Source organism: Dysgonomonas sp. 520, assembly GCF_010501095.1.
Taxonomy (GTDB): domain Bacteria; phylum Bacteroidota; class Bacteroidia; order Bacteroidales; family Dysgonomonadaceae; genus QVMP01.
Genome location: NZ_QVMP01000026.1, coordinates 4,606 through 30,487, shown reverse-complemented (window position 1 = coordinate 30,487; position 25,882 = coordinate 4,606). Strand labels below are relative to the sequence as shown.

Sequence of the window (25,882 nt, the reverse complement as noted above, 5' to 3'; positions counted from 1 at the left end):
TAAACCAATACTTTTCAAATACAGATTCGCATTAATATACAATAAAACATATTCAAACATTTAAAAAATAAAGAAATTATGTCAACAAAAACTTATTTCCCAACAGTAGGGAAAATCAAATTCGAAGGAAAAGAAAGTAAAAACCCGATGGCGTTTCGTTATTACGATCCTGAAAAAATGGTATACGGACGTAAGATGAAAGACTGGTTCAAATTCTCAATGGCATGGTGGCACACACTTTGCGCCGAAGGTGGCGACCCATTTGGTGGAGGCACAAAAACATTCCCTTGGGCGGAAGGAAGCTCTGCACTTGAAATAGCAAAGCAACGTCTTGACGCAGGTTTTGAGTTTATGCAAAAAATAGGTATCGAATACTATTGTTTCCACGATGTGGATTTGATTGACGAAGGAAATTCAATAGAAGAATATGAAGCTAACCTGAAAGCTATTGTTGCTTACGCTAAACAAAAACAAGCAGAGACAGGAATCAAATTGTTGTGGGGTACTGCAAATGTATTCGGACACAAACGCTACATGAACGGAGCATCCACAAACCCTGATTTTGATGTGGTTGCGCGTGCTATCGTACAAATCAAGAATGCTATTGACGCAACTATCGAACTAGGCGGAGAAAACTACGTATTCTGGGGAGGCCGTGAAGGATATATGAGCCTCTTGAATACTGACATGAAACGTGAAAAAGAGCACCTTGCCACTATGCTTAAAATGGCTCGTGACTATGCACGTTCGAAAGGGTTTAAAGGTAATTTCCTTATCGAACCGAAACCAATGGAACCGACTAAACATCAATACGATGTAGACACGGAAACCGTGATCGGATTCTTGCGTGCTCACGGTTTGGATAAAGATTTCAAAGTGAATATTGAGGTAAACCACGCAACATTAGCCGGACATACTTTTGAACATGAACTGCAATGTGCTGTTGACGCAGGAATGTTAGGTTCTATCGACGCGAATCGTGGTGACTACCAAAACGGATGGGATACAGACCAATTCCCTGTTGATGTTAACGAACTGACTCAAGCCATGTTGGTTATACTGAAAGGTGGAGGCTTGCAAGGCGGAGGAACAAACTTCGATGCGAAAACCCGTCGTAACTCAACCGACCTGGAAGACATATTCATTGCTCACATTTCGGGTATGGACACTTTTGCCCGTGCATTGGAAACCGCAGCTGCAATATTGGAAGAATCTCCATATCAGCAAATGCTGAAAGACCGTTATGCTTCTTTCGACGGAGGTAAAGGTAAAGAATTTGAAGAAGGGAAACTTTCTCTTGAAGATGTGGTTGCTTATGCGAAAACAAAAGGTGAACCTACTCAAACAAGCGGAAAACAAGAGCTCTACGAGGCTATCGTGAATATGTATATTTAATAAATAGTTACAAGTTACTCTTTGTCATCCTGACCAAAGGGAAGGATCTTTTTTTTAGATGCTTCCTTGCACTCAGCATGACAAGAGCTCGTAACTTGTTTACTCGTAACTCGTAACTAAAAATTACCAATGAAAAACGAAACAAACAAATCTTATCTTTTTGCTATAACCCTTGTCGCCACTCTGGGAGGATTACTTTTCGGATACGACACGGCGGTTATTTCAGGAGCAGAAAAATCTATACAAGCATATCTGATTGATTCTCTCAATCTTAGTTCTTTCGTACACGGAGCCACAGTTTCCAGTGCATTGATAGGATGTATTATTGGTGGAGCAATTTCAGGTTTCCTTTCAAACAGGCTGGGACGTAAAAAATCGTTGTTGCTTGCCGCTATACTTTTCTTCCTTTCAGCTTTAGGATCCGGGTTTCCCGAAACACTGTTCTTTACGGAAGGGGAGGCTTCTATGGCTTTGTTATTAACATTCAACTTCTATCGAATAATAGGCGGAATAGGTGTAGGACTTGCTTCTGCCGTTTGTCCAATGTATATCGGCGAAATTGCTCCGGCAAATATGCGGGGCAGACTTGTCTCCTTCAACCAATTTGCTATCATATTTGGTATGTTGGTGGTATATTTCGTAAACTGGGGCATTGCAAACGGGCAGTCAATAGAATGGATAAATAGCATAGGATGGCGTTATATGTTTGCATCTGAGGCCATTCCTGCTGCCATATTCGGATTGTTAGTGCTGTTTGTGCCCGAAACTCCCCGTTATCTGGCACTTACACATCAGGACGATAAAGCCTTGAATGTTTTAGAGAAAATAAACGGAACGAAAGAAAAAGCTACGGAAATACTTGAAGAGATAAAAGCTACGGTTAAAGGAAATGCTATCAAAGCAAAACTTTTTTCATACGGAAAATTGGTTATAGTGGTAGGGATATTACTGTCTGTATTCCAGCAGTTTGTAGGAATCAACGTTGCCCTATATTATGCACCCCGCATATTTGAAAGTATGGGAGCAGCAAAAGACGCATCCATGTTGCAAACCATTGTGATGGGATTGGTGAATGTGATATTTACCGTCATAGCCATACTTACGGTAGACAAATGGGGGCGTAAGCCTTTGCTCATCACGGGTTCAATAGGGATGGCTATCGGTATGTTTGCCGTATCCATACTTGCGTTCAATAACATTATCGGCATCAGCACCCTTGTATTCATTATCATTTATACTGCATCGTTCATGATGTCGTGGGGACCGATCTGCTGGGTATTGATTTCAGAAATATTTCCTAACAAAATTCGTGGGCAAGCGGTTGCAATTGCCGTTGCTGCGCAGTGGGCCGCCAACTATTTCATTTCGTCTACCTATCCGGCAATGATGGAATTCAGTGGAGGCATGACTTATGGTTTCTACGGATTGATGGCTGTGCTTTCGGCATTGTTTGTCTGGAAAATGGTTCCTGAAACTAAAGGCAAGACTCTGGAAGAAATGGAAAACGTTTGGAAGAAATAGAATAAGTTACTAGCTATTGGTAGGTGGACTAACAGCTCCTCCTATTTTGAAGACAGGGTTATCGGGGTCGAACCGGATAACCCTGATCTTTTTATTTAGATTGCCTCATCAAACAACTCTTGGATTTTACTAATCAATTGTCCTAAATGCCAGCCATCTATCAGTCCGTGATGAACTTCTATCTGCATTGGCATCAGCAATTTCCCGTCGGATATGAAGGTTTTTCCTGTCGAAATTTTAGGCACACCTTTGTTCCCGAATATGTTTCGGGCATGTTTCAAGTCTGTGAAACTAAACCACGGAACAGCAGAAAAATGAATCACGTCAATTCTGGCGGCATTATTATCGAGTAAAAGTCCTTTCGAATTTTTCACCCTTACGGTTTCTTCTTCGGCAAGTTGCGTGAAGGCATCCCTGTGAATATTGTAGGGAAAAAATGAAAATCCGAAGGTGTGGTCATCCCGTCCCACAGTGGCTTCGCAATGAATGGTATCGTAGCAAAAAACATCGTCTTCCTCAATCCTGTACCTGAATTCTTCCAAAGAATTTACGGCTTTCATTATCTTGTGGAGATAGTAATAATAGAACGATTCGCCCAAATCCTTAGCATTTTTATATGCAGTGGTGCAATCTATATTAGTAACAATACCGTGATTAGGGTCTTCAAATTTTCTGAAAAACTCAAAGTGCTCTATTCTATTCCAGTTCTGTTTGTCTATTTTGTGTTTCATAATAATGTTTTTGAAAATTTATCACTAAGCGTCTTCTTGTATCTGTGCACTCTGTGTTATAATTTTGAATTTGAAAACAGCATGCCTATTTTTTATATTATCGAGAAGTTTCCTTCCTTGGGATAAATAAGTTTAAACTCCTCCTTTTCATCCAGATATGCCAATTTCATTCCTTCCATCAGATTTTCTTCCTTTAACACTTCTAATATAGATTGAGCGGCAATATCCTTATCCACCACATAACAAAACAGGTTCATTGTGCCGGAACCGATATCTCCCCCATCGCAATGTCCGTTGCCCGTCCAGCCCAGACAATCGTTCAAAATGTCTTCTACTTTATTTCGCTTATCCAACATTTTATTCTGATCGTCATTGTCTGAGTATGAATATTGAACAACTAGTTCCTCAAGGTCTTCAATTTCGGCATAACCTCTCTCTTTCTGATCGAATACAAATTTTGCCATTGCTTTTCTGGGCGACAATTCACTATCTTTTTTATACGAAAAATCTTCTGTCTTACCGGTATCTCCCAGAACGCCCGTGTGGATAGTCAGTCCTGTATCAGTTAGCCAGACTTCAAAATATTTCATTTCTCCGTCAACCGGTTTGTATAACTTCACCATATCTTCGTCCGACTCTTCCGAAAACGAAACCGTATCATCGTGCCATGTTCTTATATCCGGAACTTTCTCTTCCTCGTAATATTGGGCGAATACTTCCAGCAGTTCTTCCTTGGTAGTGAACGATTTACTGTAATGTTTGTAATTATCTTCCGAACCATACACAAACCTGATTTCGGCAATATATATTCCTTCCTGATGAACCGCCTGCAAGTAGATGCTATCGGATATAGGTTTCTTTGGCTCCAATACGATAAAGCTGTCCGATTCATCCACCAGTTCAAAAATAGCCTCCCTCAATGTATTCAGGTCGTGAGTGCGAACCGTTCCGCTTCCTTTTACCAATTTAAATTGCGCCATGATATTTCATCTTTAATTTACTGAATCCGTCTTTCAGAAACAACCCGAAATCTAATTCAAAGTTATACGTAAACATTCCTTTTCCCATGTTTTTTTCTATTTCGTCCATTGTCCAAAAACGGCCATCCGAAACTTCCTCGTTGTCGATCTGGAAACTCTTGTCATATTCTGCATAAAAACAGTAAGTCAATTCCCGTTCCACATCCGTTGTGATAATATGTTTGGTTATGTAAATGGGTGCTATCCCCTGCAAGCCGATTTCCTCTCCCGCTTCACGTATTGCCGCATCGTAAGGAGTTTCTCCCAAATCAATATGCCCGCCTACCGACGAATCCCACAGATTGGGCTGAATATCCTTTGCTGCCGATCGTTTTTGCAGGAATAAATCGCCCCGACTGTTGAAAACATGCAGATGTATGACCGGATGCAGCAACATCGACCCTCGATGACATTCGCTTCGGGTTGCCTGCCCTATCACATTACCCGCCTCATCTACCAAGGGAAATACCTCTTCTTGACAACTCATTTCTATTTTTTTCCGTCAAAAGTACACATATTGTTCTTCAGTTACAAGTTACGAGTAAACGAGTTACAAATGGCTTACGCCTGACAACAAACAACGTGACATTTGGCTGATTGACGGGATACCCACACAGCGCAGATAAGCGACAAGAAGAAATGACAAAACGGATATAAATCTTATAACAAATGAGTTAACATCAAAGTCTAAAATGCACTACGGGTTATTTCTTATATCCTTTTTTCTCGAAAAAATCAGTCATCTTTTTTTGACCTCCAACCTTTAATAAAATCCCGATAATGATAAGAGCCCCAACAAACACTGTCCAGTAGAGCGATGTATTGCTAACTCTCGTATAAATTTCTTCCGAGTCTTTTGTTGACAAGTCGCTCATGCTGCCACTCTCAAATCTATATAAGGAATAGGCAATCCCTCCTTTTCTTTCTGCTTCAAATTGCGGATAATCAGGGTGATAATATTCCTTTCCTCCGGCTTCATAAATACTACCCCGCCTTTCTCCTCCACGTTTCTCCTTATACTTAAACTCTTTCACATACCTGAATTCCACGGGATTCACATCTTCTAAACGGATCATTTTTGTCCGTTTGCCTTTAAGTGCCCTATTCTTTCTGCCATTACCCCAATCCCATTGTTCCGACAGAAAATAAACATGCTCGCTATCCCGGTACAATCCCCGTGCGATTTCTTCAATGGGCGAATCGGTTTTCCTTTTGAAAAAGGGTTTCAACTCTCTATCTTTTATATCATAATAATAAAGCTGTTTGCCCTCATAAAATATTTCGTGATTACTGAATCCACGGTCTGCAACAAGCATTGTGATCTTATCTTCACTTACAAGTTCATCCTCAAAATAGTAATATATTCCATCAGTTCCATACTCTATATCCCACTGGTTCGATTCGAGCCGGATACTGAAAAATGTTTCGGGATTGGCTTTTGGCAATACCTTTCCTCTAAAATAGACACGGCTTTTATCTTTCAGGTACAACTCATTTTTTCGGTCTTCATTTCTGTAAAATACGGGTGCTATTGTATTTAAATCGGCACCTTCTAATAATTTCCCTTCATAGTAGAGATGCGATTTGTCGGACGCATAATAATAGTTTATGGCAATCAGGTTGAATGTATTTGGGTCTGCCCTCTCTATCTTTTGAGTTTCGAAATACACACTGTTCTTATCCTTAAAATACTTACGCCCGATATATTCCACCGAAGATGGATCAAGACCCTCAATCACTTTATTTTCAAAATAAACATGATTCTTATCTTTTGCACCTACCCTGTGATCGTACAATCCTATGCGTTTCGCCCTGTTTTCCAAAATAACAAACGACTCAATGTCTGCTCCCCTAATCTTTTTGTGCCTGTTGTCAAGGAAATACACCTCATTCTCATACATAAAATAACGGCTGCTTTTCTCCATTTCCCGGTAAGGCTTCTTAGGGATTTCCAATACTATAAACAGAGCTATCATCGGAACAAATGCTATTAATATTCCAATGATGATGATAAGAATTTTTCTATTCCGGTTCATTTATTTAGAGGTAGTTTGGTTTGTGCCATCTTATATTCTATGAAGTCATCTAGACTTTTTAAATTATACTTAATTTTTGAGTTTTTGTCATGTTGAACGTAGTGAAACATCTAAAAAACAGATCCTTCGATACTCTCAGGATGACAAAATTGAATAAAACGAAAAAGTCTAGACGGTTTCTATACAAAGAAAAAAAGAAAAGTGTTCCCTGCATAATATCAGAGAACACTTTTATATGATTTTTTTTTGAGAGTTTACTCCCACTCGATAGTTGCCGGCGGCTTTGACGATATATCGTACACTACACGATTCACACCTTTAACCTTGTTGATAATCTCGTTCGAAACTTTCGCAAGAAAATCATAAGGCAGATGCGCCCAATCGGCTGTCATGGCATCGGTAGAAGTTACCGCACGCAAAGCGATGGTATTTTCATACGTTCTTTCGTCTCCCATCACTCCAACCGAACGGATAGGCAACAAGATTGCTCCGGCTTGCCATACCTTGTCGTAAAGATGGAATTCTTTCAACATACGCACGTATATATCATCTGCATTTTGCAGTATTTCTATTTTTTCAGGTGTTATGTCGCCCAGCAAACGAATACCAAGACCCGGACCGGGGAATGGGTGACGCTTGATAAGATGCTCTTGCATGCCCAGCTCGATACCTATGCGGCGAACTTCGTCTTTGAACAACAGGCGCAAAGGTTCAACCAGTTTCAGGTTCATCTTTTCGGGTAGTCCGCCTACATTGTGGTGCGACTTGATAACTGTACCTGTTATGGAAAGCGACTCGATGATATCAGGATAAATGGTTCCCTGACCAAGCCATTTTATATCTTTCAGTTTATGAGCTTCTTCGTCGAAAACGTCAATGAAGCCTTTTCCTATAATCTTGCGTTTTTGTTCCGGATCTGTAACACCGGCTAAAGCCTTATAGAAACGTTCTTTTGCATCCACACCTATTACATTCAGGCCAAGATGCTCGTAGTCTCTCAAAACATTTTCGAACTCATTTTTACGAAGCAATCCATGATCGACGAAAACGCATGTCAGGTTCTTTCCTATCGCCCTGTTCAGCAATACGGCCGTAACCGATGAGTCGACCCCACCCGAAAGCGCAAGGATAACCTTATCGTCGCCCAGAGTTTGTTTCAACTCGGCAACCGTAGATTCTATAAATGAATAAGGACTCCAATCTCTTTTACATCCGCAGATATTCAAGAAGTTGCTCAACAACTCGGTTCCATCTGTCGAATGGAATACCTCGGGATGAAACTGCACTCCCCATGTTTTTTCGCCTGCCACTTTATATGCGGCTGCTTCCACATCAGGCGTACTAGCTATTATTCCGAAGTTTTCAGGAAGAACGGTAATTGTGTCTCCGTGCGACATCCACACCTGAGAATCTTCGCTTATCCCGTCAAACAGTTCATCTTTTTTCACCGAGGTGAGGTTTGCACGACCATATTCGCGCGAATCTCCTTTTTCTACTTTTCCTCCTGATGAGGCAGCCATAAACTGCGCTCCGTAGCAAATGCCAAGCACAGGCAATTTTCCTCTGATACCTGACAAATCCGTTTTGAAAGCGTCTTTATCATTCACCGAAAAAGGACTGCCTGAAAGGATTACTCCTTTTACCGTCGGGTCGCCAAACGGAAACTTGTTATAAGGAACTATCTCGCAATATGTATTTAATTCTCTTACTCTTCTGCCTATGAGTTGTGTGGTCTGAGAGCCAAAATCAAGGATGATTATTTTTTCGTCCATAGAAATTTATAAAACTTGTTTCGATTTTTTTAGGACACAAAGATAGAAAAGATAGTCGAAAAATGGCTGTCTTTTAACTAAGAGTCTGCTTAAAAAATTTCATTGAAACCACTACGAACTAAAAAATAGTTGAGGGGGAGCCATTTTTCTTCATTTTTGCAAAAAATATGGAGAGGTATAATTCTATGAAGGGGAGGTAGCATATTATCCTTCCTGAGGCGGAAGTTCGGTTTCTTTTTCCTTTTGTTCGAATACGTATGTCAGGAATTCCGTTTCTTGCAATTTTTCCAGAGCCAATTTAGCAGCTTTCTGTTGCGATTCTTTTTTAGAATAACCTTTTGCCCTTCCCGCTTCTTTTTCGTAGATAACTATCGCTGTGGTGAAGATAGGATTGTTGTCCTCATCCACCTGAGAGTCAACAAGATCGAACAATATGCTAATCTTGTTTTTTTGACTCCATTCAATCAGTCTCGATTTGAAATTGGCTTCACTCGTTGCCACAGCTTCAATATCCAGATATTTCTTGATAAGGCGTTCGATAACGAATTTTTTTGCCGCCCTATATCCCTGATCCAGATATATTGCGCCGATCAAGGCTTCCAGAGCATTGCCATACATGTGTGTTTTGTGCGATGCCTGAGCGGAGGTTTTTATAAGTTTATTCAGCCCCAGTTCGAGAGCAAGACGGTTTAAAGTTTCACGTTTCACTATCTTCGAACGCATGTCGGTGAGGAATCCTTCTTTCTTGTATTCAAATTCTTTGAACACAATATCGGCTACAATCGCATCCAATATGGCATCGCCCAGAAACTCCAGCCGTTCGTTGTTGATCCATCGTCCGTCCTTCATCCGGATAGAGGAAGATTTGTGTAAAAGTGCTTGCTCGTAGAGAGTTATGTTGAAAGGATAGAAGTTCAGTATCTTATAAAAAGAAACATAAGGCTCTCTCCCTCGTTTGGGAAAAAGCCTTACGTTTCGATATATCTTTTTAAGCACTTCTTTCTATTTAGTGAACTTTTTAACGATTACACAAGCGTTGTGACCGCCAAAACCAAAAGTGTTTGATAGTGCCGCTCTGACAGTTCTCTTCTGAGCCTTGCCAAATGTCAGGTTCAACTTGTAGTCTATTTCAGGGTCTTCGTCTCCTTCCGTAAAGTTGATTGTCGGAGGAACGATGTCGTTCTGAACAGCCAACGTACAGAAAAGCGCTTCAATGGCTCCTGCAGCTCCAAGCAAGTGTCCGGTCATAGATTTGGTGGAACTGATATTCATATCGTATGCACTGTCTCCGAAAACGGCTTTAATAGCTTTCAGTTCGGATGGGTCGCCAACAGGTGTTGATGTGCCATGCACGTTGATATAATCAATTTCTTCGGGTTTCATATTTGCGTCGGCCAATGAGTTCTCCATCACCAATTTCGCACCCACCCCTTCAGGATGTGATGCAGTAAGGTGATAGGCATCGGCAGACATACCGCCTCCTACTACTTCCGCATATATTTTTGCACCTCGTGCCAACGCGTGTTCAAGTTCTTCCAGTATAAGACATGCAGAACCTTCACCCAACACAAACCCGTCGCGGCTCTTGCTGAACGGACGTGATGCCGTTTCAGGAGAATCGTTACGTGTCGACAGGGCTGTCAAGGCATTGAAACCTCCTATACCCGATGCACAAACCGCAGCTTCGGCTCCCCCTGCAATTATCACTTCGGCTTTGCCCAAACGGATAAAATCGAAAGCTGTGATAGTGCTGTGAGTTGACGATGCGCAGGCCGAAACCGTGCCAAAGTTAGGTCCTCTCAATCCGTGACGGATAGAAATGAAACCGGTGGCAATATCGGCAATCATCTTAGGTATGAAAAAGGGGTTGAATTTAGGCCCCATTTCCATGTGTGTGTAGTAATTACCCACCTCTTCTTCGAAAGTTTTGATACCACCTATACCGGCCGAAACCAGAACACCTATACGATCTCTGTTTTCTTTTTCAAAATCTAATCCCGAATCAAGGATAGCTTCTTCTGATGCAGCTACTGCAAGTTGTGTGTACCTGTCGCATTTTCTGGCTTCTTTGCGATCAAGATATTTTGAAATGTCAAAATCCTTTACCTCGCAGGCAAACCGGGTTTTGAACTTTGATGCGTCAAATTGAGTAATAGGCCCGGCTCCACTTACGCCATTCAGTGCGTTTTCCCATGTGGTTTTCACATCGTTGCCGATTGGTGTAACTGCACCCAGACCTGTTACAACTACTCTTTTTAATTCCATAAATGTATTTAGGGAAAATTTTTATTTTGCGTTTGCTTCGATGTAAGCAACTGCGTCTCCAACTGTTCCGATTTTTTCTGCTTGATCGTCAGGGATAGAGATGCCAAATTCTTTTTCAAATTCCATGATAAGCTCAACTGTGTCTAGCGAGTCTGCGCCAAGATCGTTTGTAAAGCTAGCTGTTTCTGTAACTTCTGTTTCTTCAACACCCAATTTGTCAACAATTATCGCTTTTACTTTTGATGCTACGTCTGACATAACTTTCTGATTTTAATTAATAATTAATTTTTATTTATATTTTTGTCGGTGCAAAGAAACAGCTTTTTATGTATATGAAACAAATTTTTTGCGAAGAAAAAAGTTAAAATTGCACATTTTTTTATTTTGTGTGCATCAATCAAACATCTTTAACAAATGAAAAGAATTGCCGTTTTTGCTTCCGGATCTGGCTCTAATGCAGAGAATATCATAAATTTTTTCACCTACGACCCCAATGTTTCCATTCCTTTAATCATTTCGAACAGAAAGGATGCCTATGTTCACGAAAGAGCTCTAAAATTAGGTGTAAATTCCCTAACTTTTGCAAAAAAGGAGTTCGACGAAACAGAGAAAGTATTGAGTGCATTGAATGAGTACAAGATAGATTTCATCGTTTTGGCCGGATTCCTGCTAAAAGTGCCTCAAAATATTATTGATGCCTATCCTCAGGCAATAATTAACATACATCCTGCCCTGCTTCCCAAATTCGGCGGGAAAGGCATGTATGGCAGCCATGTGCATGAGGCTGTGGTTGCGTCGGGCGAAAAGGAATCGGGCATCACAATACATTATGTGAATGAGAATTACGACGAGGGAAGCATCATTTTTCAGGCAAAGTGCGATGTTACTCCCGACGATACCCCCGAAACGGTTGCCAATAAGGTGCACGAGCTGGAATACAAATATTTTCCTGAAATAATAAAGAACCTTCTCTGACAAAATAAACGGATTCGCACGGAATAACCCGGCGAATCCGCTCCTCTTGTGACATAATGAAAGTTGTGTCGCAGCAACTATCTACTGCACAATTAGCTTGTTATAATCCGATTCGCTTTCTTGATCAATACGAATCAGATACACTCCTTTAGGCAGGAGTTGAACAGGCATATAATCATTTTCCGTTATTGTTTTGCTAAACAACACATTTCCTGCCATATCAAACAATGACACCTGAGCAGTTTCTTTTATTCCCTTCACGTAGAAACCATCTGTCGTAGGATTGGGGTATATCGTTATCCTTGAATCATTTTCTCCATTTCCTATTGCTGTTGTAATAGATACGGAGAAAGTAAAGGGCATCGGATCAAGGACAAAAGGAGTATCATTGTTTCCTCCCCAATTATTCATATTGTTGATGGCTGCGGCAAGAACTTGTTTCGTGCCCGAAGTCGTTTGTCCATTGTATAAAGAATTATCTTCCTCGGCAAATGCAGACGTATTGTAAACGTGAACGGCATTCACCCCGATTGTCAGCTGGCTCGGCAACCCTGTTGTGGAATTGGATGTGGATGCCCCGTCAAACTCGCTGCCGGGTTGTCCGCTCTCGTTCTGATTGAAACTGATACCTGCGATAAAGGATGGGCTAATAACCGTTCCCTGATAGGCAAAAATCTGGTCGCCTGCTATGGAGATCAACATATTGCTACCCGAAATCGTGCCCGTGCTTGCTTGTGGAAGAGAGTTGCCATTGTTTGTTGTAATGAGTACTGTTGCACCCTCTTGCATTTGAGCATCGGCAGTCCATGTGAAATGACTGTCGCCGGGGAAAGACGTAAATCCTGTTGCCTCGTTCCATCCGCAATCAGTAAAGTTTATATTGGTTCCTGCATCTATGGGGGTAAGAAGAACAAAAGCAAACTGATCGGTATTGCTGCTGCTATTGATACTTACAAATGCAATATCGCCCGGCAACAAACTGGTTTGTGCAGCCAAAGAATTTACTGACAGCAACATTGCCAGAAGCATTGATGTATATATTTTTTTCATAATCTCACTGTTTAGTTTTGTGTTGGATAAATACCATTTAAAGAAATGATGAAATTAATTCCTAAATATGGTTGTCTGTTTTCGACAGGTTGATTTTCTCCGGAGGGAGCTAATGTAACAACGGTGGAATTGGAAGTAACATTAGTTGCTCCGGCAACAGGACTTCCATAGAGATTTGTTCCATCCACAGCCGGATATTTACCTTCGGGACTTGTTGATGTACCTTCCTGCTTGCTGGCCGATTGTGTTATAGTCACCTGATGAGAGTGAGGTGGCAAGTTGTTTGCCGTCAATGTTCGGGTTTCCGAACCAGCCTTTGTCCCAATAACATAGGTTGTTCCTTGTTGAGTTCCCTGATGAATGGGCACACGACCTTGCATATCGGGTAAGGCAAAAGTATTAACACCATCTCCCCCGTAAGTTGTACCTATTATAGTGAACAAAGCTTCATTTTGATTTATCGAGAGAAGTTGACCGTTACAGATTGCCCATCCCTGAGGAGCATAATTTCCTGCAAACATACGAATCTCCCCTACATATGAATCTTGAGCAAAAGCTATCTGACTAATTACTATTACAATCAGGGATAATATAATCTTTTTCATAATTGATCTTTTATTTAATAAATATTATTGACGGGGAGGATAAATACCCTGTAAGGCTATAATGTAATTCACAGTCAGATAGGGTTGCATATTATTCATTGGTTGATTACCACCTCCCGATGGAGACACGCTTACATCAGGAGCCGCCATAGTTGTGTCGGAGGTTGTACCGTAAGGTGTAACGATAGATACGGCCGGATATTTGCCCGTCGGATCGTCCGACGTACCTGCCGTTTTTATCTCAGGTTGCGTTACAGTCACAATGTGTGTATGGGATGGCAATTCTGATTGCAATAGTGTTACAGTTTCAGAGCCGCCTTGTTCTCCCAATTGATAAAGAGACAAGCCCTCTCCCTGTCCTGGTTGCAATGGAGCACGTCCTTGCAAATTAGGTAAAGCAAAATTAGTTTTTCCATCACCTCCATAAGTTGTTCCAATTATAGAAAACAATGCTGAGTTTTGAGATATGGGCAGAATCTGTCCGTTACAAAATGCCCACCCGGCAGGAGCGAAGTTTCCTGCGAACATACGTATCTCACCAATATACGTATCTACTTGGGAGAAGGAATAATAATGACATGCTAAAAGCATTATTATTGTGAGTACAATTTTTTTCATAAGTATATTTCTTTTTGTTGTTATTAATTCCTTGAAGGGAAAACTCCCTGTATGGCGATAATATAATTTACAACCGTATAGGGTTGCATGTTATTTACAGGAGTTCCACTTCCCGTTTGAGAAGTTGATAGAGTTGTTGTCGCCATTTTCGTATCAGCTGTTGCACTGTATGCATTAGTCTCCGAAACAGCAGGATATTGTCCGTTAGGATTACTTGATGTTCCATCCGATTTACTGGCATATTGTGTTGCGGTTGCGACATGGTTATGCGCAGGAAGTTCATTAACGCTTATCGTATGATTAGCTTCTCCTCCGGTTTGACCAAGCTCATGCCCATTTCCGGCATGAATAGGTACACGCCCTTGCAAATTGGGTAGAGCAAAAGTTGTAAATCCATTTCCTCCATAAGTTGTTCCAAGCAGAGCAAATAATGCCTGATTTTGAGATATGGACAAAAATTGTCCATTGCATAACGCCCATCCTCTTGGAGGAAAATTTCCTGCAAACATGCGTATTTCACCTAAATACTGATCCTGTGCAGTTGCAAAATGGCTGATAGCCACAATGCAAATTACTAGCATAATTCTTTTCATAGAAAATTGAAAAATTAGTTATTGATACAAAATGTAATTACTTGTGCGAATCAGCATTTGAAAAATGTTGGTTTATATTCGACGAATCTACGGGTGGAGTAAAACCCCACCCCTACACCTTTCCAAAAGAGAGGGAATACCCCGGAGTGGTTTGTAGGGGCAGACCTCTGGTATGCCCGAATATCAGGGCGAATATTTATTCGCCCCTACAATTGTTATTATCGAAATTAAAAGAACATTTTGTTGTAAAAATCAACTGCTGATTGATATTACTTATGACTACCCTTTCTTGATTATTATTTAACACATTAGTTGTCAGAAAGTTCTATTTCTCATTGTGAATAAAAATATCAAAACACTATATTTATGTGAATTTTAAGTAACCCGTAGTGCATTATTATAAAGCATAAAAGAAGTTGTTCAAATTCAAATAGACGATCATATTTAATTGTTTTACAAACGCTAAAATAACATGTACAACTTCAGTGCAAATTACGTGAAAATATTAGAGACATTAGAACAAATATCAAATAAAATGAATTTTTTGAATCAAAACGCAAACCCAAGCTATCAGATATTGAGTTGCTCGACATCAATTTGACATCTGAATATATGGGTATTAATTCAGAATATCAGTTATACACAGATCGTAGAAATTATGCTAAATCTTTTGATGGGTTCAAAAACAGAATATTATCTAAAATAATGGCTCTGACAGTTATACAATTCATTAATATTAACATACAAACAATCAGCAATATGCATACTTTCTTAACAACGACTGTTCTTTTAATATTTTTGGTTCGGATGTCTATTGAGATGAACGATGCTGTATTAGAAAAACTGAAAATACTGGCAGAATCGGCGAAGTATGATGTATCCTGTTCTTCCAGTGGAACGGTCCGAAAAAACAAACCGGGCGGTTTAGGCAATACTGTGGGGGGAATGGGTATCTGCCACAGTTTTTCGGAAGATGGCAGATGTATTTCGTTGCTGAAAATCATGCTCACAAACAACTGTATCTACGATTGCGCCTATTGCATCAACCGCCGGAGCAATGATATACGCCGGGCAACATTCAACGTGAATGAGCTGGTTGAGTTGACCATCGAATTTTATAGGCGGAACTACATTGAAGGGCTGTTTCTTAGTTCGGGAGTTATAAACAATCCCGACTATACGATGGAACGCATGGTGAGGGTAGTGAAGGAACTTCGCACCATTCATCGTTTCAACGGCTACATTCACATGAAAAGTATTCCGGGATCGAGTCAGGAGCTGGTAAACGAAGCAGGATTGTATGCCGACCGTATGAGCGTAAACCTGGAAATTCCGACCGAAAACAACCTGAAACTTTTAGCCCCCGAAAAAGACCATTTGAGTGTCTATCAGCCTATGCGATTCATTCAACAGGGCATGCTTCAAAGCATTGAAGACCGGAAGCGTATACGCTCCACACCCCGTTTTGTGCCTGCCGGACAAAGTACTCAGATGATTGTAGGGGCAACAAACGAAACAGACAAAGATATCCTTAGCCTTTCGTCGAAATTGTATAAAAGACCGAGTATGAAACGTGTCTATTATTCAGGCTTTATACCCGTGAACAGTTACGACAAGCGTTTGCCCGTGCTCAAACAAGCGCCTCTGGTGAGGGAAAACAGGCTCTATCAGGCCGATTGGCTGATGCGTTTCTATGAGTTCAGGGCCGACGAGATAGTAGATAACAGGTTTCCGAACCTCGATTTGGAAATCGACCCCAAATTGGCTTGGGCACTACGCCATCCCGAAATGTTTCCTGTTGACATTAACCGTGCCGATTATTCCATGATACTGCGTGTGCCGGGCATCGGAGTGAAGTCGGCTAAACTGATAATCACTTCAAGGAGATACGGAAGGTTGAACGCTTCGCAACTGAAAAAGATGGGCATCGTGATGAAAAAGGCTCAATATTTTATCACTTGCAACGAACTGCCCATGTATACCGTGAATGAAGCTACCCCGGAACATCTGCGGAAAATATTAACAGAACCAAAAAAGAAAAAAGGGGACGACGACAGGCAGCTTTCCATCATTTTCCCCGATTGAGCCGGAACTTTATGAAACCACTTGATAAAACACTAGAACTGCCAATCGAGGATAAGAATGATTCGGACGAAAAAAGGACTGTTGACGGAGGTGATTTTCTTTAAACGACATGAAAAATTATTCATTGAAATTGGAATCGAAGAAATAAAATTTAAATATGCTGGTTTTCTTTTATGACAAAACATTTGAAGGCTTGTTGACTGCCGTTTTCGACGCATATAGCCGCAAGACTTTTCCCGACCGTATTCTGGGTGAGGGAGAAATTGCACCGATGTTTATGGAAGAAAGCTATACCGTCATTACCCAAGAGGACAGAGCCGCACGCGTGTGGACTGCCCTTGAAAAGAAAATGACAAAGCAAGCCTGCAATATGCTCACTCATACGTGGCTGTCGGAAGAAGAGGGCAGTGACGAACTGCTTTTCAGGTATATACGGAAAACCATAGATTCGCCCCGTTCAATAGAAACCAACTTTGGCGACGAAGATGTTTTGACCGTCCATCAAATTGCTCGCAAGGTGGCTCACGAAGGTCATTACCTCCGCATGTTCATTCGTTTTCAGAAAGCAGCCGATGATATATTTTTCGCTCCCATTTCGCCCATTTTCAATGCTTTGCCACTTGCGATAGATCATTTTGCAGATCGCTTTTCAGATCAGAAGTGGGTGATATATGACCTGAAACGCAAATACGGTTATTATTACGATCTGCATAGCGTTCAGGAGATTACTCTGGAAAATGATGAGCATCTTTTGAGCGGTAAACTGGATGAGAATCTGATGGCGGAAGACGAAAAACTCTTTCAGGAATTGTGGAAAGGTTACTTCAACTCGATGACCATCAAGGAACGGATAAACCCACGACTGCAACGACAGCACATGCCCAAACGTTTTTGGAAATATCTGACCGAAAAACAATAATCCTTAATTTAATACGAAAAAGGATGTGCCAGAAGTAAATTTTAGTATTTTTTGTCATCCTGAACAGAGTGAAGGATCTGTTCTATAGAGTGCAGATTCTTCGTTGCACTCAGAATGACAAGAATGAGTAACACTTTGATAGTGTAATCTTACTTTTGACACACAGCTTTTCTGCGTTTCTTGCCCGAAACATTATTTTTTCAAACCGGCAATGCTTTCTTGCAGAATTTTGATTCTGCTTTCGGCATCAGCTTGTTTTTTTCGTTCATTTTCCACGACTTGCGGATTGGCATTGGCAACAAATTTTTCGTTGCTTAGTTTTTTCATCACCGAATTAAGGAAGCCTTCTGTGTATTTCAGTTCTTCTTCCAATTTGGCGATCTCCTCCCCTACATTTATATTATTTCCCAGAGGAACGGCAAACTCCGTTGTTCCAACCAAGAAAGACGAAGCTGCAGCAGGTTTTTCGGCAACCTCCTGAACTTGCCCGATGTTACACAATTTCTGAATCACAGGACAAAATGCCATATCAAATGCCCCAATCACATCAAGATCGAGCGTTTCTTTGTTCGGAATATTCTTTTGCAAGCGAATAGTACGTATTCCCGCAATAATCTCCTTTATCTTGTCAAATGCCGAGAGATAACTTTCGTCCATGACAGCCACTTTAGGCATATCGGAAATCATAATACTTTCGCCCTCTTTTCTTTCTTCCAGTGCCTGCCACAGTTCTTCCGTGATGAATGGCATAAATGGATGCAGTATACGGAGAAGTGAATCAAAAAAAACAAGAGTGGCTTTATACGTAACGGCATCAATTGGCTGCTGATAGGCAGGTTTGATCATTTCCAGATACCACGAAGAAAACTCGTCCCAAAACAATTTGTAGGCGCTCATCAATGCTTCCGACAAACGGTATTTGTTGAACGACTCGTCCATCTCGGCAACTGTTTTGGACAGTATGTTTGCAAACCATTTGGTAGCAATAGCAGACGATTCGGGTTGAGGGATATTGTCGTCTACTTCCCACCCTTTTATCAGGCGAAAAGCGTTCCATATTTTATTATTGAAGTTTCGTCCTTGTTCGCACAAAGATTCGTCGAAAGGCAAATCATTTCCGGCAGGCGAAGTCAGCAACATTCCCATACGTACGCCGTCGGCTCCATATTTATCCATCAATTCGATAGGGTCGGGAGAGTTGCCCAACGATTTAGACATTTTCCGTCCCAACTTGTCACGCACAATACCCGTAAAATATACGTTGCGGAAACAAGGTTCTTTTGTGTATTCGTATCCTGCCATAATCATACGGGCAACCCAGAAAAATATGATTTCCGGTGCTGTAACCAGATCGTTGGTCGGATAGTAGTATTGCATATCCTTATTGTCGGGCTCGTTGATACCGTCAAATACTGATATTGGCCATAGCCACGAAGAAAACCATGTGTCGAGGCAATCTTCGTCACGACGCAAGTCTTCTGCATTCAGTCCGGGGTTTTTCTTTCGGGCCTCTAGCAGAGCCTTTTCGGGGGTTTCGGCAACTACATATCCCCCCTCCGGCAGATAATAGGCCGGAATCTGATGACCCCACCACAATTGGCGGCTGATGCACCAGTCTTTTATATTTTCCATCCAATGGCGATAGGTATTCTTATATTTGGCAGGATAGAACTTGATGGTATCGTCCATCACTGCCTCTAGTGCAGGACGGGCAATATTTTCCATTTTCAGAAACCACTGCATGGATAGTTTGGGTTCAATGGGCACATCTGTCCGTTCCGAGTATCCCACCTTGTTAGTATAAGGTTCGGTTTTCTCCATCAATCCGGCAGCCTCAAGGTCTTTCTCTATTTGCTTGCGAACGGCAAACCTGTCCATTCCTTCATATTGCAAGCCATGTGCGTTGAGGGTTCCATTATCATTGAATATATCAATTGCCTCCAGATTATATTTTTCGCCAAGCACATAGTCGTTTACGTCGTGAGCAGGAGTTACTTTCAGGTAACCTGTTCCGAATTCCATATCCACGTAATCGTCTTCAATGATTGGCACTACACGGTCTACGATTGGCACAATCACTTTTTTCCCTTTCAGAGATGCTGTTTTAGGGTTATTTGGATTAATGCACACAGCCACATCACCGAAAATGGTTTCGGGACGGGTGGTGGCTATTACCGCATAGCCATCTTCTCCTTCTATTTTGTATCTGAGGTAGTATAATTTACCATGCTCTTCTTTATGAAAAACCTCTTCGTCAGACAATGCTGTCTTTGCCTGAGGGTCCCAGTTCACCATGCGCACGCCACGGTATATCATCCCCTTGTTGTAAAGGTCTGTAAATACTTTGAACACACTCTCCGAGCGTTTTTCGTCCATTGTGAAGCAGGTGCGATCCCAGTCGCACGATGCACCAAGTTTGCGAAGCTGCTGTAAGATTATTCCTCCATGCTTGTCTGTCCAATCCCAGGCATGTTTCAAGAATTCTTCTCTGGTCAGGTCATTTTTGTTAATTCCTTCCGAAGCCAATTTGGCAACAACCTTTGCTTCCGTAGCAATGGAAGCGTGGTCTGTTCCGGGAACCCAGCAAGCATTCTTACCCGTCATACGGGCACGGCGTACAAGTATATCCTGAATGGTGTTATTCAGCATATGCCCCATGTGCAACACCCCCGTAACGTTGGGTGGTGGAATGACGACGGTGAATGGCTCACGGTTATCGGGTTCGGAATGAAAGAATCTTCGATTTAACCAATACTGATACCATTTGTCTTCAACCTCTGCCGGGTTGTACTTGCTTGCTATTTCCATATTCTTTGTTAATAAAAAATTAGTGGAGACAAAATTACAAAATTGTTTGGATTATTGTATGTTTTAACATTCTCTTTCCCCAAATGATGATAAGTCCCAAAAAATATACATAATTTTGTGCGAAAGATAGCTAGTACAAACAAAAAATAATTTAGACCAAAAAATATGGAATACGGAGGATTAGAATACGACTATTTTATCATTCAGGCAGGTGCCGGAGAGAATATTCCCACGCTGACAAACGGTAACGACAAGAACCGCATGGCTTTGAAATTTCTGTCGAAAAAAGAACCTCTTGCAATAGACAAACCACTTCCGTTACGTTATGGGCTTTCCATTCCTGACAACCCCGTTGTTGCCGATTGTTATTCTCTGCCTCAAACCGTTTTCTCGAAAAGAATCGTTGATGTATTAAGTACCATGAACATAGAGGGTGTTCAATTTATTCCAGCCGTTATCAATAGCGATAAGGGCGAACAATTTGACGATTATTTTATAGTTCATTCATACAACTGGAAATCTATTTTCGACGGCGAAAATTCAATCTATACATTAAACAGTTTCACCGACCGATGGGACAAAATCGGGAGAATCTACCTCGATTCGAGAAGTATTGCAGCAATTCCTCTCAACGAAAGGTTGCTCTTCACAACCGAAGAAACCAGCCGTATTCAACTCTATCATAAGTCACTGGTTGACGCTATTATGCCTCTGAACCCTGTCGGTGTAAGATTTGTTCCCGTTGAAGGTTGGAGCGATAATGACCGATCCAGGTTATAACTATTTTCTTTCTTGTTGCTGTTTCGCAAACTCGCGCGGAGTCATTCCAAATTGTTTTTGGAACAAGCGGATAAAATAGGACGACGAACTGAAACCAACCATGTAGCATATTTCGCCGATTCTGTATTCTCCATTTTGAAGCAGTTCGGCAGCTTTCCTGAGGCGTATCAACCGGATAAAATCTGTCGGTGTCAGGCCTGTAATGGCTTTGATCTTCCGGTTCAGGCTCGATCGGCTCATGAATACGGCCTCGGCTATACGATCAATGGTAAAGTCGGTTTCCGTTATATTCTCGTTGATAATGTCAATAATCCGTTCCATGAACTTCTCGTCGGCTTTGTTTATCCCAATTTGCTGCACCGGAATAAAAGGCTTATGTATGAAAGACTCCCGTTCGCGCCTCCGGTTATTCAACAAGGTTGTCAGTTGAGAAATTAGGTAATTGGTAGAAAAAGGTTTTTCTATATACGCTTCCGCCCCCGATTCCAAACCTTGTATCTTACTGTTCAAATCGTTTTTGGCTGTGAGCAAAACAATAGGGATATGGCTGTACTCTATATTTTGCTTCAACCGGCGACTCAGTTCGTAACCATCCATATCCGGCATCATTACGTCGCTCACTATTATATCTACGTTTTTTTCCTGTAAAACGGCTAACGCTTCACTCCCGTTCGATGCCGTTTCTATGGCAAACACGCCTTTCAACCTGTCGGCTATGAATGTAAGCATTTCAGGGTTATCCTCAACCAAAAGCACCGACTCCAGACCATTTCCTTTTTGTTGAACGGCCTCTTCTTCGCATATTAAATCTTTATCAGGCAATGCCTTAACAGCATTTTGTTGCGTCAATGGAAATTTCAATAGAAAGTTATTGATCCCTGCATTGGTTTCGAGATATATTTGCCCATTATGCAACTCAACCAACGAGCGAACCAATGACAACCCGATTCCCGAACCCGAAGGAGAATCCTTGTCCTTACTTAATTGATAAAATGGTTCGAATATTTTTTCCCGCTGATTTTCGGGGATAAGTTCACCATCGCTCTGAACTGAAATTACAAAACATTCTGCATCCGCAGACAAGTATACATCTATATTCTGCTCCGAATATTTCACCGCATTCGACAGCAGGTTATTCATAATTTTCAAGAATTCGCTCCTGTCTACCGAAGCCTGCACCTCATTTTCGGCAAGATGTAACCGAAGATTTTTTTTGTTTTTTGATGCCACCGGCTCAAACTCCATCACCACATCTTTCACAAGGGAAGATATATTCTGCCCGGAAAGGACTAACGCAAGGTTATTGCTGTCTACTTTCCTGAAATCCAGCAATTGATTGACCAGATTCAGTAGTTTTTCCGTATTGCGCCCCATAATGCTCAGGTTTTTATTAACTTCCGCATCGTTGATATTCATTTCCGACAACGATTCCAAAGGTCCGTTAATCAAAGAAAGCGGGGTTCTGATTTCATGAGCTATATTGGTGAAAAAATCTAATTTCGAGTTATATAACTCTTTCTCTTTTTCTATTTCGAACAGATGCCTTTGCTCGGCGTTTTGCTTTTCCTTTTTCTTTAAAAACCAACGTATCGCAAAGAAAATGAGGAACAATGTTGCCACCAGATAAATGATGTATGCAATACTTGTTTGCCACCAAGGAGGCAACACCTCTATTTCTATTTCCGCGCCATCTTCATTCCATATTCCATCGTTATTGGATGCCTTTACCCTAAAAAGATACTTGCCCGGAGGGAGTTTTGCGTAAGAAGCACTCTGATTGTGAGTTGTATAAGTCCAATCATCGTCTAGTCCTTCCATCTTATACGCATATTGATTTGCCGAGGGCGATACATAACTCAGAGCCGAAAAATCGAACCCAATATTCGACAGGTTATGCTTCAATACCAGCTTTTTTGTATGGATAATACTTTCTGTCAGAGGAGAATTAGAAGTTTCAACATCAATTTCTTTATTGAACGAAGTCAGCTTTGTTATATAGACAGGCGGCATATAATCATTGCCCCGAAAATTATCAGGGTTAAATGCTATGAGCCCGTCTAACCCCCCAAAATAAAATTTCCCTGAACGAGTCTTCAATGCCGATTTATAATTGAACTGATTCCCCGGTAATCCGTCATTTTTCGTATATATCCGAAGAACTTTTCCTGTTGTCGGGTCAAATTTAATCAAACCCTTGTTTGTTCCAAACCACAAGTTTTGTTTCCTGTCTTCCAATATCTTATATGCCACATCGTCGGGCAAGCCTTCTTTTATTGAATATGATGTAAAATGTCCTGTTTTCTTATCGTATCGGCAAATTCCCCCCCGATCGGTCGAAAACCAGATATATCCTTTGCTGTCTTCCATTATGCTACTCACAGCATTGGAACTTAAACTGCCGGTATCTTTACCATTGTGTGTAAAGTGCTTTACCGATTCGTTTTGAGGGTTGTACATGTAAACGCCCATTCCCATGCTTGCGATCCAAATCATGCCATCCGAATCTTCGAAAAGGTCGTACACATAAGTCGAACCGATTTCATCTATCCGCTCAAACTTCATCATCCCTCGTTGTGCAACAAATACACCCCAGGCATTGCCTATCCATATCTTGCCCGAATGGTCTTCCAAGATTGCGGTTATACTAGCCTCGTTGAGTCCCAATTGACCTGCGGAATAGTGCGCCAACTGTTTGTTTTGTATGTTTATGACATCCAGTCCGCTTTTGAAGAAACCTACCCAAACTTGATTGTTGCCAATAACCGAAAGACCTAAACTTTTACGGTAATCCTGACTTGAGTTGTCGGCACGTTTCATATAGCTAAACGTTCCGTTCTTCGTGTCCAGCAGGTTGAGTCCTCCATCTTCTGTTCCTATCCAGATATTGCCCAACTCATCCTCCTTCAATTCTCTGATGCGTTTGCTATTTATAGAATTCGATCTGCTTAAAGGTACATATTGTTCAAAAACACTTCTTCTTTGAGGTAAATAATTTACACCGCCAAAATAGCTTGCAATCCAGATTCCGTTTTCACGGTCACGATATATCCGTTCGGTCATATTGTCCGACAATGAAAAATCAGACATCGGGTCTTCGTGCAAATTCACTACGGTTTTTTCCAACTCGTTGATAATATATACTCCTGCCTCGGTTGCCACCCAAAGTTCTGCACCAAAACGAACAACATGACGTATAATTTTATAGTGAACGTCAGGAGCCGCAACATCCGACAGTGTATTCTTCAGCTTGTGCAGCTTTCTTAATTTTCCTTCATGTATCCCGACAACAATTTCGTCTCCATAATCGCACATTGTATAAATATGCTCTCCCTGCAAAGTATCGTCGCCTTTGTCTCCCAACAATTGCTGAAACGAATCGGAACTCCTGTTGTACAGAAACACCCCATCGCCGTTTGTTCCGACCCAGACCTTACCGTTTTCTTCTATACAAATGGCTTGTGGCTTTCCTTCGTTGGGGGGTAGGCTGTTTCCGAAACGATAGCAATAGAGTTTCTTTTCCTGAAAATTGTAGCGAAACAATCCTTGCCGGGGCACTACAATCCAGATATTATTGAATGTGTCGGATTGTATATCGGCTATCCATCCGGAAATGGTTTTACCCTCGGCTGTTGCCTCATTGAAAAAAGAAAAAGACTCCTTGAATGGATTGTAGATATAAATGCCTTCGTCAGTGCCTACCCACAGTTTTTTATCCGCATCTTCATACAATGCGGTGATATTATTATTTTCTACATCTGCAATTACATCCTTACAGTCGAAAACCTTAATTGATTTGCCATCATAACGGTTCAAGCGATTGCGGGTTCCAAACCACATAAATCCCCAGCTATCTTGCAGAATGCACTTCACGTTATTTTGCGATAAGCCCGATTCGCCCGAAATAGTTGTAAAATAATAGTTGTCGCTGCTTTCCCCCACTGCAAGAACAGATGAAAACAACAACAAAATTATGAGTGATATTTTTATTCTGTATTTAAACATGCGCTTTAGTTAAGAGAATTGCATTAAGACAAAAATAGATAAATAAAATAAAACAAACTTGTCAAAAAATTGCACATTTGACGAAAGCATACCCCATAAATGCAAGTATTCCTCGATTTTATTATTTTCTGACTTGTTTCATCTTTTCTATTACCCCGTTCTCCGATATTTTTGCTAACAAGTAAAAATCTTAAAATCTCATACGAACGTTTTAAGTAGCGGGAGCGGAAGCAAAACTTATTTTGATTATGCCGGCAGAATGAAGACATGATATATAGAGACAAAAACCAACCGATAGAGAGAAGGGTAGAGGATCTGCTGAAACGAATGACCTTGAAAGAAAAAATTCAGCAGATGCAAAACCAAGCTGCAGGAAAATCTGATGAAATTGAGAAGATTTTTAACGGAAACAGCTACGGAAGCACTCACGAAATGGGAATGACAGCTCAGGAGTGTGCCGACATGTACTATGAACTGAAAAATACATGCTCACAAAAACCCGTCTGGGGATTCCTTTTATAACGGCAGCAGAAGGAATACAAGGTATTTTACAGAACGAATGTACCATTTTTCCTCATGCCCGTAAAACGATTGTAGTAAACAGATAATGCGAATCAGTAGTTTAAAAGTGTTCTTTTATTTTGTATAATACACTGCGCGCAATCAGATAGATTGCTTGCATTCCTTTTGACCTAAGCCTCAAAAGGA

The 25,882-nt window shown here is 41.1% G+C and carries 21 protein-coding genes; 7 read left to right on the top strand and 14 right to left on the bottom strand.

The annotated features are described in order from the left end of the window. Positions 1-78: 78 nt before the first annotated feature. Together xylA and xylE are read left to right on the top strand one after the other, a co-directional pair. A complete protein-coding gene (gene xylA / locus D0T56_RS14195; protein WP_163320823.1) occupies positions 79-1,395 on the top strand; it encodes a xylose isomerase in 1,317 nt (438 codons plus the stop codon). A gap of 129 nt (positions 1,396-1,524) precedes the next feature. Continuing rightward, positions 1,525-2,916: a D-xylose transporter XylE gene (gene xylE, locus D0T56_RS14190; RefSeq protein ID WP_163320822.1), complete on the top strand. Its 1,392-nt coding sequence runs from the start codon at positions 1,525-1,527 to the stop codon at positions 2,914-2,916. Between the two features lie 95 nt (positions 2,917-3,011). Here xylE and D0T56_RS14185 read toward each other — a convergent pair whose 3' ends face one another. The 8 genes from D0T56_RS14185 to D0T56_RS14150 form a co-directional block, all read right to left on the bottom strand. Further along, complete coding sequence (locus D0T56_RS14185; RefSeq protein WP_163320821.1) at positions 3,012-3,647, bottom strand: chloramphenicol acetyltransferase; 636 nt, start codon at positions 3,645-3,647, stop codon at positions 3,012-3,014. A gap of 92 nt (positions 3,648-3,739) precedes the next feature. Further along, entirely contained in the window at positions 3,740-4,627 is an 888-nt protein-coding gene (locus tag D0T56_RS14180; protein ID WP_163320820.1) for a hypothetical protein, read from the bottom strand. After that, a complete protein-coding gene (locus D0T56_RS14175; protein ID WP_163320819.1) occupies positions 4,614-5,153 on the bottom strand; it encodes an NUDIX domain-containing protein in 540 nt (179 codons plus the stop codon). The genes D0T56_RS14180 and D0T56_RS14175 overlap by 14 nt, the downstream gene beginning before the upstream one ends. Positions 5,154-5,370: 217 nt before the next feature. Further along, complete coding sequence (locus tag D0T56_RS14170) at positions 5,371-6,702, bottom strand: DKNYY domain-containing protein (RefSeq protein ID WP_163320818.1); 1,332 nt, start codon at positions 6,700-6,702, stop codon at positions 5,371-5,373. 254 nt (positions 6,703-6,956) lie between these two features. Further along, entirely contained in the window at positions 6,957-8,474 is a 1,518-nt protein-coding gene (guaA, locus tag D0T56_RS14165; protein ID WP_163320817.1) for a glutamine-hydrolyzing GMP synthase, read from the bottom strand. A 204-nt stretch (positions 8,475-8,678) separates the two neighbouring features. After that, positions 8,679-9,470 carry a ribonuclease III gene (gene rnc, locus D0T56_RS14160; RefSeq protein ID WP_163320816.1) on the bottom strand — a complete coding sequence of 264 codons (792 nt, stop codon included), beginning with the start codon at positions 9,468-9,470 and terminating at the stop codon, positions 8,679-8,681. 6 nt (positions 9,471-9,476) lie between these two features. Continuing rightward, positions 9,477-10,739, bottom strand: a complete 1,263-nt coding sequence (fabF, locus tag D0T56_RS14155) for a beta-ketoacyl-ACP synthase II (protein ID WP_163320815.1) — start codon at positions 10,737-10,739, stop codon at positions 9,477-9,479. Between the two features lie 21 nt (positions 10,740-10,760). Then, positions 10,761-10,997 carry an acyl carrier protein gene (locus D0T56_RS14150; RefSeq protein WP_163320814.1) on the bottom strand — a complete coding sequence of 79 codons (237 nt, stop codon included), beginning with the start codon at positions 10,995-10,997 and terminating at the stop codon, positions 10,761-10,763. Between the two features lie 156 nt (positions 10,998-11,153). On the opposite strand from D0T56_RS14150, the gene purN reads away from it, so the two are divergent. Then, entirely contained in the window at positions 11,154-11,714 is a 561-nt protein-coding gene (purN, locus tag D0T56_RS14145) for a phosphoribosylglycinamide formyltransferase (RefSeq protein WP_163320813.1), read from the top strand. An 81-nt stretch (positions 11,715-11,795) separates the two neighbouring features. Here purN and D0T56_RS14140 read toward each other — a convergent pair whose 3' ends face one another. Genes D0T56_RS14140 through D0T56_RS14125 form a run of 4 tightly spaced genes read right to left on the bottom strand, consistent with a single transcriptional unit; the run spans position 11,796 to position 14,568 of the window. Next, positions 11,796-12,764, bottom strand: coding sequence for a T9SS type A sorting domain-containing protein (locus tag D0T56_RS14140; RefSeq protein WP_163320812.1), 969 nt, complete (start codon positions 12,762-12,764; stop codon positions 11,796-11,798). 11 nt (positions 12,765-12,775) lie between these two features. Beyond that, positions 12,776-13,369, bottom strand: coding sequence for a phage tail protein (locus tag D0T56_RS14135; RefSeq protein WP_163320811.1), 594 nt, complete (start codon positions 13,367-13,369; stop codon positions 12,776-12,778). A 24-nt stretch (positions 13,370-13,393) separates the two neighbouring features. Further along, positions 13,394-13,987, bottom strand: a complete 594-nt coding sequence (locus D0T56_RS14130; protein WP_221412362.1) for a phage tail protein — start codon at positions 13,985-13,987, stop codon at positions 13,394-13,396. 23 nt (positions 13,988-14,010) lie between these two features. Then, entirely contained in the window at positions 14,011-14,568 is a 558-nt protein-coding gene (locus D0T56_RS14125) for a phage tail protein (RefSeq protein ID WP_163320810.1), read from the bottom strand. Positions 14,569-15,399: 831 nt separating this feature from the next. Between D0T56_RS14125 and D0T56_RS14115 the strand changes: the two genes are divergently transcribed. Beyond that, positions 15,400-16,665: a putative DNA modification/repair radical SAM protein gene (locus D0T56_RS14115; RefSeq protein WP_163320865.1), complete on the top strand. Its 1,266-nt coding sequence runs from the start codon at positions 15,400-15,402 to the stop codon at positions 16,663-16,665. A 157-nt stretch (positions 16,666-16,822) separates the two neighbouring features. Next, entirely contained in the window at positions 16,823-17,584 is a 762-nt protein-coding gene (locus D0T56_RS14110) for a TIGR03915 family putative DNA repair protein (protein WP_163320809.1), read from the top strand. 192 nt (positions 17,585-17,776) lie between these two features. Here the strand turns inward: D0T56_RS14110 and D0T56_RS14105 are convergent, their stop codons facing one another. Then, entirely contained in the window at positions 17,777-20,392 is a 2,616-nt protein-coding gene (locus D0T56_RS14105; protein WP_163320808.1) for a valine--tRNA ligase, read from the bottom strand. Between the two features lie 165 nt (positions 20,393-20,557). Between D0T56_RS14105 and D0T56_RS14100 the strand changes: the two genes are divergently transcribed. Then, complete coding sequence (locus tag D0T56_RS14100; protein WP_163320807.1) at positions 20,558-21,172, top strand: hypothetical protein; 615 nt, start codon at positions 20,558-20,560, stop codon at positions 21,170-21,172. On the opposite strand, the gene D0T56_RS14095 is transcribed toward D0T56_RS14100, so the two are convergent. Then, positions 21,173-25,174 (bottom strand): hybrid sensor histidine kinase/response regulator transcription factor, encoded by a 4,002-nt coding sequence (locus D0T56_RS14095; RefSeq protein WP_163320806.1) that lies wholly within the window; start codon positions 25,172-25,174, stop codon positions 21,173-21,175. It lies immediately after the preceding gene. 267 nt (positions 25,175-25,441) lie between these two features. Between D0T56_RS14095 and D0T56_RS14090 the strand changes: the two genes are divergently transcribed. Beyond that, positions 25,442-25,696 (top strand): hypothetical protein, encoded by a 255-nt coding sequence (locus D0T56_RS14090; protein WP_163320805.1) that lies wholly within the window; start codon positions 25,442-25,444, stop codon positions 25,694-25,696. The last annotated feature ends 186 nt before the right edge of the window (positions 25,697-25,882 follow it).

Bases quoted from the DNA above. Each gene is read 5' to 3' on its own strand.
- D0T56_RS14105 (WP_163320808.1), bottom strand. From the start codon at position 20,392: ATGGAAATAGCAAGCAAGTACAACCCGGCAGAGGTTGAAGACAAATGG.
- purN (WP_163320813.1), top strand. From the start codon at position 11,154: ATGAAAAGAATTGCCGTTTTTGCTTCCGGATCTGGCTCTAATGCAGAG.
- D0T56_RS14185 (WP_163320821.1), bottom strand. From the start codon at position 3,647: ATGAAACACAAAATAGACAAACAGAACTGGAATAGAATAGAGCACTTT.
- D0T56_RS14175 (WP_163320819.1), bottom strand. From the start codon at position 5,153: ATGAGTTGTCAAGAAGAGGTATTTCCCTTGGTAGATGAGGCGGGTAAT.
- guaA (WP_163320817.1), bottom strand. From the start codon at position 8,474: ATGGACGAAAAAATAATCATCCTTGATTTTGGCTCTCAGACCACACAA.
- D0T56_RS14125 (WP_163320810.1), bottom strand. From the start codon at position 14,568: ATGCTAGTAATTTGCATTGTGGCTATCAGCCATTTTGCAACTGCACAG.
- D0T56_RS14135 (WP_163320811.1), bottom strand. From the start codon at position 13,369: ATGAAAAAGATTATATTATCCCTGATTGTAATAGTAATTAGTCAGATA.
- D0T56_RS14115 (WP_163320865.1), top strand. From the start codon at position 15,400: ATGAACGATGCTGTATTAGAAAAACTGAAAATACTGGCAGAATCGGCG.
- D0T56_RS14130 (WP_221412362.1), bottom strand. From the start codon at position 13,987: ATGAAAAAAATTGTACTCACAATAATAATGCTTTTAGCATGTCATTAT.
- D0T56_RS14140 (WP_163320812.1), bottom strand. From the start codon at position 12,764: ATGAAAAAAATATATACATCAATGCTTCTGGCAATGTTGCTGTCAGTA.
- D0T56_RS14095 (WP_163320806.1), bottom strand. From the start codon at position 25,174: ATGTTTAAATACAGAATAAAAATATCACTCATAATTTTGTTGTTGTTT.
- D0T56_RS14170 (WP_163320818.1), bottom strand. From the start codon at position 6,702: ATGAACCGGAATAGAAAAATTCTTATCATCATCATTGGAATATTAATA.
- D0T56_RS14110 (WP_163320809.1), top strand. From the start codon at position 16,823: ATGCTGGTTTTCTTTTATGACAAAACATTTGAAGGCTTGTTGACTGCC.
- xylE (WP_163320822.1), top strand. From the start codon at position 1,525: ATGAAAAACGAAACAAACAAATCTTATCTTTTTGCTATAACCCTTGTC.
- D0T56_RS14180 (WP_163320820.1), bottom strand. From the start codon at position 4,627: ATGGCGCAATTTAAATTGGTAAAAGGAAGCGGAACGGTTCGCACTCAC.
- D0T56_RS14090 (WP_163320805.1), top strand. From the start codon at position 25,442: ATGATATATAGAGACAAAAACCAACCGATAGAGAGAAGGGTAGAGGAT.
- xylA (WP_163320823.1), top strand. From the start codon at position 79: ATGTCAACAAAAACTTATTTCCCAACAGTAGGGAAAATCAAATTCGAA.
- D0T56_RS14150 (WP_163320814.1), bottom strand. From the start codon at position 10,997: ATGTCAGACGTAGCATCAAAAGTAAAAGCGATAATTGTTGACAAATTG.
- fabF (WP_163320815.1), bottom strand. From the start codon at position 10,739: ATGGAATTAAAAAGAGTAGTTGTAACAGGTCTGGGTGCAGTTACACCA.
- D0T56_RS14100 (WP_163320807.1), top strand. From the start codon at position 20,558: ATGGAATACGGAGGATTAGAATACGACTATTTTATCATTCAGGCAGGT.